Below are 15,626 nucleotides of genomic sequence, written 5' to 3' on the forward strand. Positions count from 1 at the left end.
GTCATCATGAAACGCACATTTGACTTCACGGTTAGTCTCATTGCCATCCTCATCCTAATTCCTGTTTACGTCGTCGTCGCCTTATTCATCTATACGAAACTCGGACGACCGATCTTCTTCAACCAAGTCCGTCCTGGCTATAAGGGGGAGCTGTTCAAAATCTATAAGTTCCGCACGATGACGAACGAAACAGATGCCGAAGGACAACTCCTTCCCGATGCCGACCGGATTCCAGCATCGCTCGAGTGGATTCGTCGCTTGAGTCTCGATGAGATTCCACAGTTCGTCAATATCCTTCGTGGACAGATGAGTTTTGTCGGACCGCGTCCGTTACTTGTCAGCTACTTGGACCACTATACGAAGGAGCAGATGACACGCCACGACGTCTTACCTGGTCTAACTGGCTGGGCGCAAATTCACGGTCGGAACGCAACGACGTGGCAACAACGTCTCGAGCAAGATCAATGGTACGCCGCACATCATACATTCCGAATCGATCTTTATATCTTGTTCAAGACGTTCAAAATGGTCATCTCGTCAGAAGGGAACTCGACAGCTCACCAGACTGGCATGGGTGAGTTCAAGGGTCTCGACGGAGGTGTTCCCCATGATGTCGCTAAGCGATGAACGGTTGATTCGGGATCCACGCGAATGGGATGCACTCGTTGCAACCTACCAGCTCGATTGTTACTACGAATATGCTTACTTCGAACTTGCAAAAGAGCCTGATGAGATTCCTGAACTCTTTTATTATCCGACAGAGTTCGGTACGTTGATCTATCCGTACTTGCGGCGACGGGTTCCAGGAACACTTTTTGAAGACATTACGACACCATACGGATACGGTGGTCCTTATTTCACAGGCATCTGGTCACTTGATCAAGTTCGCGAAGCGCGGGAGCGATTTGAACAGTACTGCAACGAAACAGGGATCGTCACTGAGACGGTTCGCTTTCATCCACTTTTGCACAATCAAGAGCTCGGGCAATACTGGTGTCATCAAACGAATATTCTACAGCCGACCGTGACACTCGAACTGACCGATCCGTTCGAGACGATCGAAGGTGGATTTTCACAAATGACACGTCGCAACATCCGGAAGGCGCGGCGCGAAGGTGTCACGATTCGCCTTGGGCGTCCAGAAGAATATCGCGACTTCGCACGTCTCTATCAGATGACAATGGATAAACATCATGCCGATGCGCGGTATTACTTTGATCAGATCTACTTCGACTATTTCGCAGAAGGGCAGATCAAAAATGTCCTCTTGCTTGCCGAACAAGACGGACACATCATCGCTGGCTGTATCGTACTGACGGGTCGACAATTCGCGCATTATCATCTCGGTGCTTCGGATCCAGCATACTTGTCTCTTCGCCCGAATCATCTGTTATTCGCGGAGATGATTCGCTGGGCGAAACAAGCTGGTTTTCAAGCCCTCCATCTCGGTGGAGGAACGACACGATCCGACGAGGATAGCTTACTCGCCTACAAACGTTCTTTCGGTGAAGCGAATCTGACGTTCTTTGGACTCGGAACATCGATTCTTGATGCGACGATCTACGAACGACTTACGCGACAATTCGAACGACAACATCCAGAAGTCGAAACAGGTCAATGGTTTCCGCTCTACCGAACGCCAATCCGTCATCTGTCACCTCGAAGGGAGGAAACATCATGAAACACATCCCGCTCTCCATCCCGCACTTAAGTGGTCAAGAAGCACGTTACGTTACCGAAGCACTCGAGACGAACTGGGTCGCACCACTTGGACCGAACGTCGATGCCTTCGAACGCGATATGCTGACCTATACAGGAGCTAGCGCCACACTTGCGACAAGCAGTGGCACGGCAGCGATTCACTTGGCACTCGCGACACTGGGTGTCACTGCCGGAGATGACGTCTTCTGTCAGTCCTTGACGTTCATCGCTTCGACGAATCCGATCCGCTACGTTGGAGCGCAGCCGGTGTTGATCGATTCGGAAGAAGAGACGTGGAACATGTCACCCGTTGCACTCCGTCGGGCGTTGTTGCAGGCAGCAACACGAGGAAGACTTCCGAAAGCGGTCATCGTCGTTCATCTTTACGGCGTCGCAGCACAAATCGAGGAAATCGCCGCTTTATGTGAAGAGTACGATGTTCCGTTGATCGAGGATGCAGCAGAATCGCTCGGGACCCGTGTCAATGGACGGATGACAGGGACGTTTGGGACGTTCGGGATTTATTCATTCAATGGCAACAAAATCATCACGACGTCAGGTGGCGGGATGCTTGTCGCAAATGATCCCGCTTTGATTGAACGTGCCTTTTATCTTGGAACACAAGCGCGCCAACCAGTCTTGCATTATGAGCATACGGAAGTCGGCTACAATTACCGGATGAGTAATGTCGCTGCTGGCATCGGACGGGGACAACTTGAAGTTCTCGATCAACGCGTCGACGCACGGCGAAAGATTTTTAATCGCTACGACCGTGCCTTTGCACCGCAATCGGTCACGTCACAAGTCGAGCAGCCTGGAACATTCGCTAACCGCTGGCTTAGTGCCTTTCTCTTACCGGGTGGTCAAGCGCAACGCGATGCGATGATTCAGACACTGCAACAAGTGAACGCGGAATCCCGCCCGGTCTGGAAGCCGATGCACTTGCAGCCTGTTTACCGAGACGTACCATTCGTCACAGCAGAAGGAATGGATGTCAGCCGTCGCTTGTTTGAAGACGGTATCTGCCTTCCGTCTGCTTCACAAATGACGTTCACCGAACAAGCCGTCGTCATCCGAAACGTTCGTCAAGCCTTGCAGACGACCGTACGCCGGAACGTCCAGTCATGAATATATGGGAAGGGGACATCGTCATGCGCGATATGGAGGAAGCGATCCACGCACTCCGTCTCGCTGCGAACGGGAAGAATGAATTGACGGCCAATACCTATTTCCGCTGGCAACTGAATACTACGCATCCAAGCGTTGCGGAAATCCTGATGCTATTTGGATCGTGGCAAATCGCCTTGGAACGAGCTGGCATCGGACATGCCCGCTTGACGTTCACGAAATCGGAAATCATCGACGCTTTGCGTCAGGCACGAGAGGAACTCGATCCTTTCACGAGCGCGACGTACCGCGAATGGGCTCAGCGAAAGCAAGCACCTAGCCTGACGGATATCGTCCATCAATTCAACTCGTGGCAGCAAGCATTGTCAGAAGCAGATATCTTGAAGGAACGCGTACAGGAAATGGAACAACGGATCATCGAGTCGTTACTTGAAGCGCAAGGTGCCTTGCCGGTCTTGACGAGCCAGACCTACACGAAGTGGGCGGCTGGTCAAAATCGCCCAACCGTCGCAACGATTGCGCGCCGGTACGGCTCTTGGTCAAATGCACTGGAAATCATCGGCATCGAATTCCCACGAAAACGCTGGCGGGAAGAGGAGGTACTTGATGTACTCGCCGAAGCCGCGCGAGAAACAGAACATCTGACAATCGCGAGTTACCAACGATTCAGTATCGGCCGTGATACACCAAGTATCGGCGTCATTACCGCGTTGTTCGGTAGCTGGCGCAATGCCTTGCTTGTACTCGAAGCACAACGACCGTCTTGAATTCAAACCGAAGAAAAGGAGAATGGATGATGAAGAAGTGGAAATGGATTGTATTGACACTAACGGGGATATGCCTGCTCCTTCTCTTCGGTTCAGGCGGATACGTCTATCAAAAAGCGAGTCAGACGATGAAAGAAGTCCAAGTGCCAGTCAAGGCGAGTGTCGAGACAGAGAAAGCCGTCGAACAGAAAAAAGGACTTTCGTTTCTTTTACTGGGCGTTGACCAACGAAAAAACGAGACAGGACGTAGTGATACGATCATCGTCGTGACGATTGATCCGAAGACGAATAAAAGTCAGATGATCAGTATTCCGCGTGATTTAAAGACGGAAATCATCGGTAATGGATCGAATGATAAAATCAATCATGCCTATGCTTTTGGTGGTCCACAGATGGCACTTGATACGGTGAGTCATCTGCTCGATATCCGAATCGATTACTTCGCAGAAATTAATTTAGCAGGCTTTACAGATCTCGTGAATGCGGTCGATGGCGTTACCGTCAAGAACGATATCAACTTTTCGTACTATGAAATGCAATTCCCAAAAGGAGAACTGTCGCTGAATGGGAAGGAAGCACTCGCGTATGCCCGGATGCGACATGATGATCCACGAGGTGATTTCGGACGACAAATTCGCCAACGTCAAGTGGTTCAGGCAGTCGCCGATAAGATGACAGAGGACTTCTCGATTCGTCGTTTCAACTCGGTCCTTGATGCACTCGGTAAAAACGTCAAGACGAACGTACCGTTTTCTGTCGTGCGGACTGTCGCGACGGATTACCGGGATGCCCTACGAAACGTCGAGACGTTGTCATTAGACGGAAAAGGTGGTATCGAGTCAGACGGAATCTATTACTGGCATCCGACGGACAAGTCGTTGAAAGATGTGCAAACGCGTCTGCAGGAAGCACTGAAATGATTTGAATGGAGAGAATAAAGATATTAGGTCTGATTTATAACGAAACGAACGCTACCATCATCCGCACTTTCTTTTCCTGTAGAAGTTGCGTATGAATTGTAGCGTTCTGCATTCATTGAACGAAAAGAGGTCCGTTTCCCAGGATATATTCGGGAAAGGACCTCTTTTTATGTTAGTGATTTGATGCGATGTATCTATTACGATGAACGAATCGTCCGAAGCATCGAAAATTTCATCATCGTATAAAGGAAATAGATAGTAGTCAAAGCGGCAGCACCGCTCCATAACCACTGGTATGCCGAACTAAAGTAGCCGAACCGAAGACCGATCAGTGCCGGGACGATCAATGTCAACCAACTCAAGACGAGTGCAACGCGTGCAGTGATCGCATCAATTGGTCGATTCAATCCCATTCCGAGGAAAAACAGGCTCCAGAGCAATGCCCAGAACAACCAGGTCACGCCACCGATGATGTCATTCGTCGTGAAACTGACGAAGGCATAAAACAACGCAGCAATCGCGACGAACAAGGAAAACCAACCGACTCCGCTTCCGTCAAGATTAAATAAGAACGTGATCCCGACATAGACGTACGTAAAAGCAAACAGATAAATGCTTGCGTAACCGAACGTCAGCGCCGGGTCTCCCGCTGCACCGATGACGAGATACGTTGCGATAAACGTCTGCAACAAACCGGTGATAAGACTGAAGACACCTGCACTGCGAAGATCGACTTTTCCGAACAAGGTCAAACTATTTAAAAAGAGCGCGACGCCCCCGAATAATAAGCTTACATTTCCCACGTAAAAACTCTCCTTCATTAAGACGTCAGACGTCTGATTCTAAAGTTAACTCTAAGATGAATTCGTTTTCAGCGCAAGTACAATTTTAGAGGAAAATGAAAAACAACCTGACTCCCGCGATTGGGAATCAGGTTGCTGATTGAGCGATCATTGGTTCAGGACAGAACGGAGGGTGGTTTCCGTTTGAGTAGGAGTACCTTTTAGTGTGACTAATCCATAACGGACATTTCCTTTTTTAAGGAAAAAGACGCGTGTATTATTCGCTTCAGGAGTATATCCTGTTTTGCTCGCATAAATACGGGATTCTTTAGGTAAGGTTTTATCTGTATGATACCACTTCAGTGTACGGGCATACGGTCCTTTAATGTTTGCTTTATATGATTTTCGACCACTGACTGTAATTAGATAGCTATAATTTGCATACGTATTCGCGAGTTTTTGCATATCAGCAGCTGTCGTATAATGATTCCATTCATGAAAACCATGTGGATTAGAAAAATGACTTGCTGTCATGCCGAGTGCTTGAGCGCGACCATTCATTAACGCCACAAACTTAGATTCAGAGCCTGCGGTCCGAACGGCAATCGCTTTAGCGGCATCATTACCGGAGCGAATCAACATCCCATTCAAGAGTTGTCGCATCGTAACACGATCTCCTGAACGTAAGCTAGCGACACTGCTACCATATGGTACAGCGATCATCGGATACGTAAGGGTGAACGGTTGATCCAATGTTCCGTTTCGTGCGGCCACTTCGTAAGCAACGATGGCGGTCAATAACTTCGTCGTACTTGCTGGGTAGCGTCGTACGTTACTCTGTTTCGTTGTGATATAGGAAGCAGAACCTAGTTGGAAATAACGTAAAGAGCCGACAGGATATTTACTAGCGGCTGTCTTTTTTCGAACGACTTGATTCGAAACGTATCGTGTTTTTCCTCCGTCTTTAATCTTGTACCATCCTTTGGAATACGAGACTGCTTGAAGTACGGCTTTGTAAGCAGCGCGTCGAACAATCGTCTTACTCGAGGATGTACTTGGTTTAGAGCGAATGTTCGCTCCAGACTTAGAGGTGACGATGAGTGAATATGTACTTGATCCGGTCACTTTTTTTGCGACTTGATTGGATAAATAACGGTAGGTTCCACCATCTTTGATCTTGTACCAACCATTTGAATACGATACTGCTGTGAATTTCGATTGATAAGCAGCAAGTCGAACGATGGTCGCTGAGGAACTGGTGCTTGGCTTAGAACGGATATTGCCTCCAGATTTAGAAGAGACGACTACTTGATAACTGGCGGCTTGCGCTGGTAAAGCAGGTAGACAAAGTGTAAACAGGATCAGGAGTATCAGACTCATTCGAAAAAATGGTTTCATAAAAAATCATTCCCTCCTTTTTGAAAATATAGCTTCATCATAAAGCAAAAAAAGGAAATTCACTTGTTTTCAAAAAAATCAATGTATTCGACTAAAATAGTTGTTAAGAGGGAATAATTCATCAGATGAATGGAGGAGATTATGAATGAAGTTAGCTGTAGTAGGTATAGGAGACATCGCGCAAAAAGCTTACTTACCTGTGTATGCCGCAAGAGAAGATGTAGAAATCTATTTAATTTCGCGGGAAGAAGAGAAAGCAAAGAAGTGGCAAGATATCTATCGTTTTGCTGGGACATTCCCGACTTTAGAAGAAGCGTTATCAAACGGAATGGATGCTGTCATGATTCATTCAGCGACGAAAGTCCATTCAGCACAAGCGAAACAATCGCTCGAAGCCGGAGTGCCTGTGTTCGTCGATAAGCCGATTTCGATGAATATTGAAGAAATTCGAGAACTGGTCCAGCTAGCTGAGGAGAAGGAGATCCACTTCATTACAGGGTTCAACCGTCGATTCGCCTCTGCGCATCGTCGGCTGCTAGAAGTTGAATCCCCTAACTTGATCATCATGCAAAAGAATCGAACGCCTTCCGTTGAGGAGGCACAACCTTTTTTGTTCGATGATTTTATTCATGTTGCTGATACGCTTCGATATTTGACCGGATGTGGAGAAATTGAAAATCTGCATGTCAGAAGTAAACAAGATACGAACGGTCTGCATCACGTAACTATTCAATTCGAATCGAATGGAATTACTGCGATTGGAGTAATGAATCGGAATAATGGTGTGACGGAAGAACGAGTAGAAGTGATGGGACCGTATGAAAAACGCATCGCTACGGATGTAACGATGCACGAACGACGAACGAATGAAGGGACGCTTTTCTATCCGCTTGATAATTGGGAGTCGACGCTTAAAAGAAGAGGATTCATTGAGTTGGTTGATGCATTCTTGAAAACGATAGCAGGCGAACAATCCCCATCCGTCACGGCTTCAGATAGCTTAGAAACACATGAACTCTGTCATCGTGTGTATCAACAGCTACTGAACTGACTGAAAGCCCTAGACTTTCGCTACGTAAGTAGCCTGCTCTTCTTGTGAAATCATCATAGAAATCATTAAATCGTAATCTGGTCGAGTTGGTATGTTTGTTTTCCGCCGGGACCTTCGAATGTCAAACGAAGTGTCGAGCGAACGAATCGGTAAGTGACACTTCCTTCTGAAAACGGAAGTCGAGCTGAAAAATCAGGTTCGAACCGAATGACTTCTGTGTCGTTACGATATGATCCAGCTGTTCCGAAATGATCAAATTGAAGTGACGCGACGAAAGTATCGCGTGAATCAAACGAGACGTGGATACGTCCGCTCCCTTCAAATGGTTCGTTTTCAAAAGTGCTCCGTTCTACTTCGTATGTTCCTTCGAGTTGATGGGCTTGTTTAATTTTCTCTTGAACGGTATGTTTCATCAGCTGCGCACGTTTACGAATGGGATGATCCGGTGTTAAGTCGAACTGCTCGATTTCACGAGCGGTTCGTACTACTTCATTGAAATGATAGCTAGCGAATTGCTGCTCGAGCTCCACCATCATTTGAGCAGCTTGAACATCTTGTTCATCGTCCGCGCGCTCGACGACTTGTGTGTAAGTAGCGTTTTCCATTTCCGTTCGAACGTTAGAAGGGTTCTCCATGCAACCAGATAAGATCACACAGAAGAGAATAATCCAAGTATATTTCATGCCTTTACCTCGGTTCGTGTAATTTGTGTAATTTGAAGATGATCTGTATGCAATTGAATACGATATTTTACGTGATATGTGACAAAAAGTGATTCATTTTCTTGTGTCGTTTGGTACGTTTCTAATGTACGTAAGTCATAGAGGGATCCATTGGATGAAAAATCATGGAATTCCACCGTATGAACGCGAGGAGGTAAGGTGGCATCTGCTTTTTTTCGTAGAGCGGATAATGATTGAAGTTCGGATTCGAACACGCGAGAAGACATATATTGAATGGAAGCAAAGGTCTCGATCGAATCATAACGTTTTGAAAATGTAATAAGTTCAGGGACAGTTGATGTATACTGACGGACGAAACGCAACACGTCATAAGATGTAGGTGGCGCATGCTTCGAATAGGTCTGGTTATATGCAATTTGTTCATCTGACCATTCAGAAAGGCTCCATTTTTCGATCGGAGTAGATACGACTTCTGAAGAAGAGGCGTCTTTCGTCACGTACCAAAATACACTCGACGTCACCAAAACGAAGATGGCGATCAGACATAACAGTAATGGACGAGATGAGGATGAAGACGGTTCAGTTTCAGGACGCTTACGTGCGATGACTGGATGCTGGCAATAAGAACAAACGTCATCCTCGTAGCGTAGCGGTGTTCCACAAAGCGAACAACGTTCCATAAGACAAGTCCTCCTAACCGTTTGAAATTCAATTTCTTATTGTTATCTTATTTCTTGAAATCATTTCCATCTTATCATTAATTGAAAACGTAATCAAAGTATGAAAAAAGAACCCATTCGATATTGCGTCGAATGGGTTCTTTTCTATTGCGTGCATTAAATCTTTTGTGGATATGTGACATATACACCTTCCGTCGTTTCTGCTGTTTCGAGCGGCGATTCGTCTAAAAAGTAAGTACGGACGACTCGATTGGCAGCATGTCCATCTTCTTTCGCACAGAACGTCTCTCGAAATTGATCGAGTTTTGCTTGATAGTCCGTCGACCAAGACGAAATCGTTGCTAATGCCTCGTAAAAGGATTGTTCGTCTTCAATGATTGGACCTGGTAAGTCCTTTTGATAGTTCAGATAGAAGCCGCGTAGTGTATCACGATAGAGTTCTAAGTCATATGCATAGAACAAGATCGGACGATTGAGGTTAGCAAAATCAAAAAAGACGGACGAGTAGTCAGTAATCAATAAATCCGTTAACAAATAGAGTTCTTGAATGTCAGGATAGCTAGTGACATCAATGAATTGTTCGCGATACTCACTTGGAATATTCGGCTTTTTCGTGACAAGTACATGGGTCCGAATCAAGAAGACGTAATCGTCGCCGAATGCTTCCGCTACACGACTAAACTCGAATGGATAATCAAAGTAGAACTTTCCGTTTCCTAAGGCATGATGATCGCGGAACGTAGGAGCATACAAAATGACCTTTTTATCCGAAGCAATATTTAATTGTGCTCGTAAGTCCTCTATTTTTTTAGTGGTATCTGTAAAGAACAAATCGTTGCGCGGATATCCAGATTCGAGAATCGATCCTTCATACTGAAAAGCACTCTTAAAAATGGACGTTGCATAACTACTTGGTGAGAGAAGAACGCTCCATTGCTGAATGGAACGCGTGACACGTTCAACGTATCCGGCGTCCCGACCATGAATCTCATCTAGATCGAATAACATTTTTTTCAACGGCGTTCCGTGCCAGGTTTGAATATAGGTTGTCTCCGGGCGGCGAGTGATGTAATGGGGGAAGTTTTGATTGTTCACCCAATACTTAGCTGTCGCCAAATGATAAAAATAGCTTGGAGACAAGCGTTTGATGACATTGACGTGATCATCTCCAAGATAAAGGCGTTTATTATGAACCCAAATGACTTGATGGGTACCACCGAGGCGGCGTAACTCCTCATAAATGTAACGAGGACTGTCACCGTATTGTTTCCCAAGACCACTTTCGAATACGATTTTGTTGTCTTGTACTGGAAGTATCTTCATCAAACGATAGCCGATCTTCATCGTTGGGAAATAGAAGCGGCTTCGACGGAAGAGTCGGAATAAGACGAGGGAGGATTCTTTAGTTTGAACCATTTCCCAAAAATGACGCTGTTGTTTATAGTCAAGAATCGTCTGATAAATATCTTCTGAGTAGGAGTGTTCTGTCGGTTTCAAGAAGACTGCGGCACGCTCCTTGTAAGAAGGGAGCATTTTGAAATCCCGCTTAGCCGTTGCTTCTAAATCAGTTAATAACTCATCTACAGTAGTCGAAATGGTACCTGGGAGTTCCTTCGCTAAATCAAGATGGGAACCGACGGGACCGATGAATCTCCTCGCATCAAATTGGAAGTAATGAACCGGTCGACCTAAGAAACTGAAATCAAAGGCAACACTCGAATAGTCTGTAAGAAGTAGTAAACTCTCTTTTAACAAACTTTGGACATCTCGTTCACCTTGATGAATAACGGTGACGGGGAACTGTTCAAAGTGACTTGCATACTGTTGCATATTTGGATGTAAACAGAATAGAATCTCTAACTCATGTTTATGTGCGAGTTCGTGTAGACGCGGATGTTCTAAAAGTGCCGAGTACTGAGCAAAATATTCAGATTCTAAAAACTGGATAGGTGTTTGCAACCAAGAACGCCATGTCGGAATGATTAAAATTTGCCGTTTGACAGGCGTATCACCATTCAACAACGTATCAAAACGCGAGAGTCCTGTAATACGGATTTCGTCTTGACGATAGTCCATGTCTTGCATGACTAATCGACGTTCCCGCTCAGAGCTGACTAAAAATAGATCCGTTTCAAACGATAACGCATATTTACCGTATTGATTCTCCATATTCTTCGCACCCAGTACACCGTGTTGAATGAAGATGCGATCCGCCTTCATTTTTTTCTTGAATCGTGGTGAACGGAGTGGGTAGAGATAGTCTGCATGATGTGTCCCGATGAATTTACTTGCCATGAATGAATGATAGATATGCTCTTTTGAGCGAAACGGTAAGGTATTTCCGAGAACAGCGACCTTCTCATACTCGGGAGAATTCGGATCAATCACGTAGTACGCAGGATGATCTGAATGATGCTCGCGCATGAAGCGGAAAAAGTGATAGCCGTTATCCTGTGCCTTATAAGGTCTTTCTCCAATCAACCATGTATTTCGATCAGAAAAGAGTCGATAGATCGGGGCATACGTCATCATATGCTCGAGATAGCGATAGTTTTCATTCGTGAAGGCACTTAATTCAAAAGAAAGATTCCGGTGTCCGACGGTGAAATAAGGGGTAACATGCATCGTATGCGTTTCATCGCGTCCCGTTATTTCCGTTGTTAAGTGGCGAGTGATGTAGCGGGCTCTGCCGAGTCGAACGAGACGAGGCGTCAGGCGGTGTTCATATGTCAGTTCCATAAAGCTATCATAAATTCCCTCGTGTAATCGTTTCTCGGATTGTAGGACTGACCAATCAATCTGCGTACGATACATATAGCGATATAGACCAAAACGACGTTGACTCGCCTCTTGATCGTAAAACCAATCGACAGGCAGGAAGATACGTTCACCTGTTTCTCGATGGACGAGGATGAGCTGTCCTTTTTTTAAAAAGGAATGACGTGAAAAAAGTTTCCCTTCGATCTGTGTTTCGTGCTTTCTTTTCTTATCGATTCGATCAATCTGAAGTCGTGTTTTTATGATAGGTTCTTTATTAAGTAACAATCGAATATTGCCTTTTAAGTCCTGGTAGATAAAGATACGATGTTGCTTCGCTTCATCAAAAAGAGGCGAGAGTGGTGAAGGAATAGTAGTACGTAAGAAACGACCTAATGTAATTTCTCGTACATACGACTCATTAGTAATGACCGATCGTGAAGGAAGACCGTTTTCTTTCCACTTTTCAATCGTCTCCGGTGGAATGACCGAAAGCGGTTTACGGTATTTTAAGAATAAGGAAAATCGTGCGCTAGGTAGTAGTGTCTCAGATGTAAGGGATTGTTCTTCGGATGGGTCTTCTTCTGGATGAGCATCTTGATGAAGGGATAGGTGATTAATTAATACCTGGATATGCGATGGATTGAAGTCAAACTGGAAAAAAGTCGAAGACGCATGATGATTCATGAGTTCGCAAACTAAAAGTTGATTCTGATCATAAATACAAAGCGACTCGACGACTAAATCTGGATCGGTCAAATGACCGGCAACGGATAACGTATGATCGTCAGAAGTAAGCGTAAGTTGTTGTTTACTCGTCTTACGCTTTTTAGAAGAAGAACGTTTCGGTAAAATGATTTTTCCGGCACGCGCCATTCTCAAAAGCATATGGGACACATTCATGATAAAACCTCCTAAGATACGAAAAGAAGTTAATAGCATTTTAGACACACAATAACATACCATAAAAGGGAATGTAAGTGGTTACAAAGATTAGCCGATTAACTTATAAAGAAGGAGGATAAAATGCGGCATTTGATTTTATTAGATACGTTCAAAGGAAGTATTACTTCAGAAAAAGCAGCAGAGGCTGTCGCAGCTGGTATCCTCCAACAAGATCCTTTTGCCATCATTGATCGCTCACCAGTTGCAGATGGTGGAGAAGGAACGCTTGCTGTGTTTGCCTCAGAAGGATATAACATTCGAAGAGAGACGACGATTGATTTAGCAGGACGCTCTTGTAAAGTCATGTACGCTCAGAAAGGAGACGAAGCCATCATTGAAGTTGCACAAATATGTGGACTCACAATGAGACATGAAAACGATGATCCATTCCTAATGCATACGAGAGGTGTAGGGAATCTCGTCAATACGTTACGTAAAAAAGGAATAACGAAGATTCGAATCGCTCTTGGAGGAACGGGAACGACGGACGGAGGATTAGGCTTTCTTCATGAGATGGGATGTTCTTTGAAAGACGAAAAAGGTGTACAGATTCGATTTCAAACGAATCCGTTAGTGGAGACTAAACAAATTATCCGGAAAAAGGTTTCTTTTTCTTTAGAGGCACTTGTCGATGTCCGTTCACCGTACTCTGGTGAGGATGGACCAGCCTATCTATTTGGAGCACAAAAAGGGTTACAGCGAGGTGAAATCGTGTGTCTGGATCAGCGACTAAAAGAGATAGGATCTCTACTTGAGTTGGAACATGTTCAAGGTGCAGGAGCTGCGGGAGGACTCGGCGGAGCCATTCATGCCATAGGAGGAACGATCACCTCAGGTGCGCAATCGATTCTGGCGTATTTAAGAGTCGAAGAACGATTGAAGCAAGCAGATTACGTATGGACAGGTGAAGGAAAAGTCGATCGACAAAGTCAGCTCGGAAAAGTGACGGGTGAGATTGCACGCGTTGCTTCTATCGTTCAAGTTCCTTGTCTTGTTCTTGCTGGAGTGGTCGAAGAAAAGATACCGGGGACACTCGATTGTCGTTCGATTCACGAAGGACAACCCATCACACTGGATCGAGGGCAGACGTATGCTCGTTTAAAAGAGCAAGCGCGTAGTTGGCTAGAAGAACTTTCAGCGAAACAGGGGTGAAGTCGGAAAAGTTTGGGTAAATAACTGTATATTGCCATACTTTTAGAGAAGGTAGGTCGTCTTATGATTAATCAATCGATTCAACTATCGTTTCGCCAAGTCCGGGCGCTTGTCGAACATACTCTGTTGCTGTTTAAAGAGCTTGATCAACAATTAGCGAATCGTGGATATGAGCCTGTTTTGCCGGAAGTCGTTCAAACGGAGCATGGTCTGAGTATTCATCAGACGAAAGAGAGTGCCGAGTCACTCGTTCCGCATTTTTTAACGCGGACGTATGTCCGGCAACAGGAAAAATCGAACCAACATGGATTGCTGATTTCGGTGCAATATACGCATCCTCTTCATGAACGCTTTGATCCCGTCGTCCTTGTCGGTGATGTTACGTTCAAACAGGCGAAACATGCGCTAAAAATCTTGAGCGAGAAACCATGGCTCTTGAAATACGCTGCTTTTGAATCGACGATTGCGCGAGACTTCGTCGCGGATGGAACACGATATACGACACAGCCCATCGATGAAATCGAAGAGTTGATTGTCTGGGGACATCCGTTCACGGAAATGCGCGATATCGATGACGTCAAACGATTGGCAGAAGAAATGATCAGCCGCCATCTCGAACCGGGAACGACATGAAAACAAGCTTCCGTTTCTTCGTGAGAGAAGGAAGGAAGCTTGTTTTTTTAGACTTGAACGAGAAGTCGTTCGATTGCTGCTGTTAAGTCGGTCGGATTCGTTTTTGGAGAGAACCGTGTCACTTCACCATCGCGTGTCACGAGGAATTTCGTGAAATTCCACTCGATGTCTGTTGTACCATCTGTTGTTGGCGCTTGTGCTTTTAGTTCTTCGAAGAGTGGATGAGCCTGCTCCCCATTGACATCGATTTTTGAAAAAACAGGGAACGTCACACCGTAGTTGATCTGACAGAATGACTGGATTTCTTCATCCGTCCCCGGGTCCTGATTTGCGAACTGATTACACGGGAAACCAAGCACGGTCAGTCCTTGCGCTCGGTAGTCTTGATGCAATTGTTCGAGTCCTTCGAACTGCGGCGTCAAGCCACATTTGCTAGCGGTATTGACGATCAACCACGCTTGAGCGGGGTAGTCTTTCAAGGACGCTGTCGTCCCGTCAACACGTTGAAATGAATGATCCTGTAACATATCAATTCCTCCTTTTTTAACTACCCTTTTAGTGTAACAAATCCGTTTTCCTATCGTCTTCTGTCACTACTCATGAGATGACAGAAACATCACAATCGGGTATCATCGACGATTTTTCAACGAATTTTTGTTACGATAATAAAGAATATGGAAGGAAAGGAGAGATGCCACATGAGAAAAATGTTGAAACAATCGCGGTTCGTTATGATCGCGACGCTTTGTCTCGTCCTCGTAGGTAGTTGCATTACATTACTGACGCTTGGATTCGAACGCGATATTGTGATTCTTGTTTCTGGAGTGGTTGCCCTATGGGTGACGATGCTAGCTCCTTTGACGGTCCATGCCAAAATGAATCAGCAATCATAATTCTGGTTTTCTCATGAAACCGCAGAACGATTCGCTCTGAAATGAAGTGTTTTCATTTTAGATGAAGGAATCGATTTCTGCGGTTTTTTTTCTTCTATAGCATAGGTGTGAAAAACACTATTTTTAGAAAATAAGT

At 45.3% G+C, this 15,626-nt stretch carries 15 protein-coding genes; 9 read left to right on the plus strand and 6 right to left on the minus strand.

Features of this window, described 5'->3' with window-relative positions:
• Positions 1-6: 6 nt before the first annotated feature.
• Genes ACV3PA_RS05020 through ACV3PA_RS05040 form a run of 5 tightly spaced genes read left to right on the plus strand, consistent with a single transcriptional unit; the run spans position 7 to position 4,516 of the window.
• Positions 7-627 carry a sugar transferase gene (locus ACV3PA_RS05020; protein WP_053454311.1) on the plus strand — a complete coding sequence of 207 codons (621 nt, stop codon included), beginning with the start codon at positions 7-9 and terminating at the stop codon, positions 625-627.
• Positions 608-1,681: a lipid II:glycine glycyltransferase FemX gene (locus tag ACV3PA_RS05025; protein WP_053454310.1), complete on the plus strand. Its 1,074-nt coding sequence runs from the start codon at positions 608-610 to the stop codon at positions 1,679-1,681. Before ACV3PA_RS05020 ends, ACV3PA_RS05025 begins: the two co-directional genes overlap by 20 nt.
• Entirely contained in the window at positions 1,678-2,829 is a 1,152-nt protein-coding gene (locus ACV3PA_RS05030) for an aminotransferase class I/II-fold pyridoxal phosphate-dependent enzyme (RefSeq protein WP_456125771.1), read from the plus strand. Before ACV3PA_RS05025 ends, ACV3PA_RS05030 begins: the two co-directional genes overlap by 4 nt.
• Before the next feature lie 23 nt (positions 2,830-2,852).
• Complete coding sequence (locus tag ACV3PA_RS05035) at positions 2,853-3,596, plus strand: hypothetical protein (RefSeq protein WP_053454308.1); 744 nt, start codon at positions 2,853-2,855, stop codon at positions 3,594-3,596.
• Between the two features lie 29 nt (positions 3,597-3,625).
• Entirely contained in the window at positions 3,626-4,516 is an 891-nt protein-coding gene (locus tag ACV3PA_RS05040) for an LCP family glycopolymer transferase (protein WP_053454307.1), read from the plus strand.
• Between the two features lie 197 nt (positions 4,517-4,713).
• Here the strand turns inward: ACV3PA_RS05040 and ACV3PA_RS05045 are convergent, their stop codons facing one another.
• On the minus strand, positions 4,714-5,319 hold the full coding sequence (locus ACV3PA_RS05045; protein WP_053454306.1) for an AmiS/UreI family transporter: 606 nt from the start codon (positions 5,317-5,319) through the stop codon (positions 4,714-4,716).
• Positions 5,320-5,466: 147 nt separating this feature from the next.
• On the minus strand, positions 5,467-6,696 hold the full coding sequence (locus ACV3PA_RS05050) for an SH3 domain-containing protein (RefSeq protein WP_456125772.1): 1,230 nt from the start codon (positions 6,694-6,696) through the stop codon (positions 5,467-5,469).
• 145 nt (positions 6,697-6,841) lie between these two features.
• On the opposite strand from ACV3PA_RS05050, the gene ACV3PA_RS05055 reads away from it, so the two are divergent.
• Positions 6,842-7,747 carry a Gfo/Idh/MocA family protein gene (locus ACV3PA_RS05055; RefSeq protein ID WP_456125773.1) on the plus strand — a complete coding sequence of 302 codons (906 nt, stop codon included), beginning with the start codon at positions 6,842-6,844 and terminating at the stop codon, positions 7,745-7,747.
• 65 nt (positions 7,748-7,812) lie between these two features.
• Here ACV3PA_RS05055 and ACV3PA_RS05060 read toward each other — a convergent pair whose 3' ends face one another.
• The 3 genes from ACV3PA_RS05060 to ACV3PA_RS05070 all read right to left on the minus strand — a co-directional run bounded on the left by ACV3PA_RS05060 (position 7,813) and on the right by ACV3PA_RS05070 (position 12,770).
• Positions 7,813-8,430 carry a hypothetical protein gene (locus ACV3PA_RS05060; RefSeq protein ID WP_456125774.1) on the minus strand — a complete coding sequence of 206 codons (618 nt, stop codon included), beginning with the start codon at positions 8,428-8,430 and terminating at the stop codon, positions 7,813-7,815.
• A complete protein-coding gene (locus tag ACV3PA_RS05065) occupies positions 8,427-9,110 on the minus strand; it encodes a zinc ribbon domain-containing protein (RefSeq protein WP_053454302.1) in 684 nt (227 codons plus the stop codon). Before ACV3PA_RS05065 ends, ACV3PA_RS05060 begins: the two co-directional genes overlap by 4 nt.
• A 156-nt stretch (positions 9,111-9,266) precedes the next feature.
• A complete protein-coding gene (locus tag ACV3PA_RS05070; protein ID WP_456125775.1) occupies positions 9,267-12,770 on the minus strand; it encodes a CDP-glycerol glycerophosphotransferase family protein in 3,504 nt (1,167 codons plus the stop codon).
• A 123-nt stretch (positions 12,771-12,893) separates the two neighbouring features.
• On the opposite strand from ACV3PA_RS05070, the gene ACV3PA_RS05075 reads away from it, so the two are divergent.
• Positions 12,894-13,964, plus strand: a complete 1,071-nt coding sequence (locus ACV3PA_RS05075; RefSeq protein ID WP_456125776.1) for a glycerate kinase — start codon at positions 12,894-12,896, stop codon at positions 13,962-13,964.
• Between the two features lie 63 nt (positions 13,965-14,027).
• Positions 14,028-14,597 (plus strand): hypothetical protein, encoded by a 570-nt coding sequence (locus ACV3PA_RS05080; RefSeq protein ID WP_053454299.1) that lies wholly within the window; start codon positions 14,028-14,030, stop codon positions 14,595-14,597.
• A gap of 47 nt (positions 14,598-14,644) precedes the next feature.
• Here the strand turns inward: ACV3PA_RS05080 and ACV3PA_RS05085 are convergent, their stop codons facing one another.
• Positions 14,645-15,124 (minus strand): glutathione peroxidase, encoded by a 480-nt coding sequence (locus ACV3PA_RS05085; protein ID WP_053454298.1) that lies wholly within the window; start codon positions 15,122-15,124, stop codon positions 14,645-14,647.
• A gap of 171 nt (positions 15,125-15,295) precedes the next feature.
• Between ACV3PA_RS05085 and ACV3PA_RS05090 the strand changes: the two genes are divergently transcribed.
• Positions 15,296-15,490 (plus strand): hypothetical protein, encoded by a 195-nt coding sequence (locus ACV3PA_RS05090; protein WP_023469379.1) that lies wholly within the window; start codon positions 15,296-15,298, stop codon positions 15,488-15,490.
• Positions 15,491-15,626 lie beyond the last annotated feature (136 nt).

The sequence above is a fragment of the Exiguobacterium sp. EA-TM-5 genome (genome assembly GCF_053878415.1).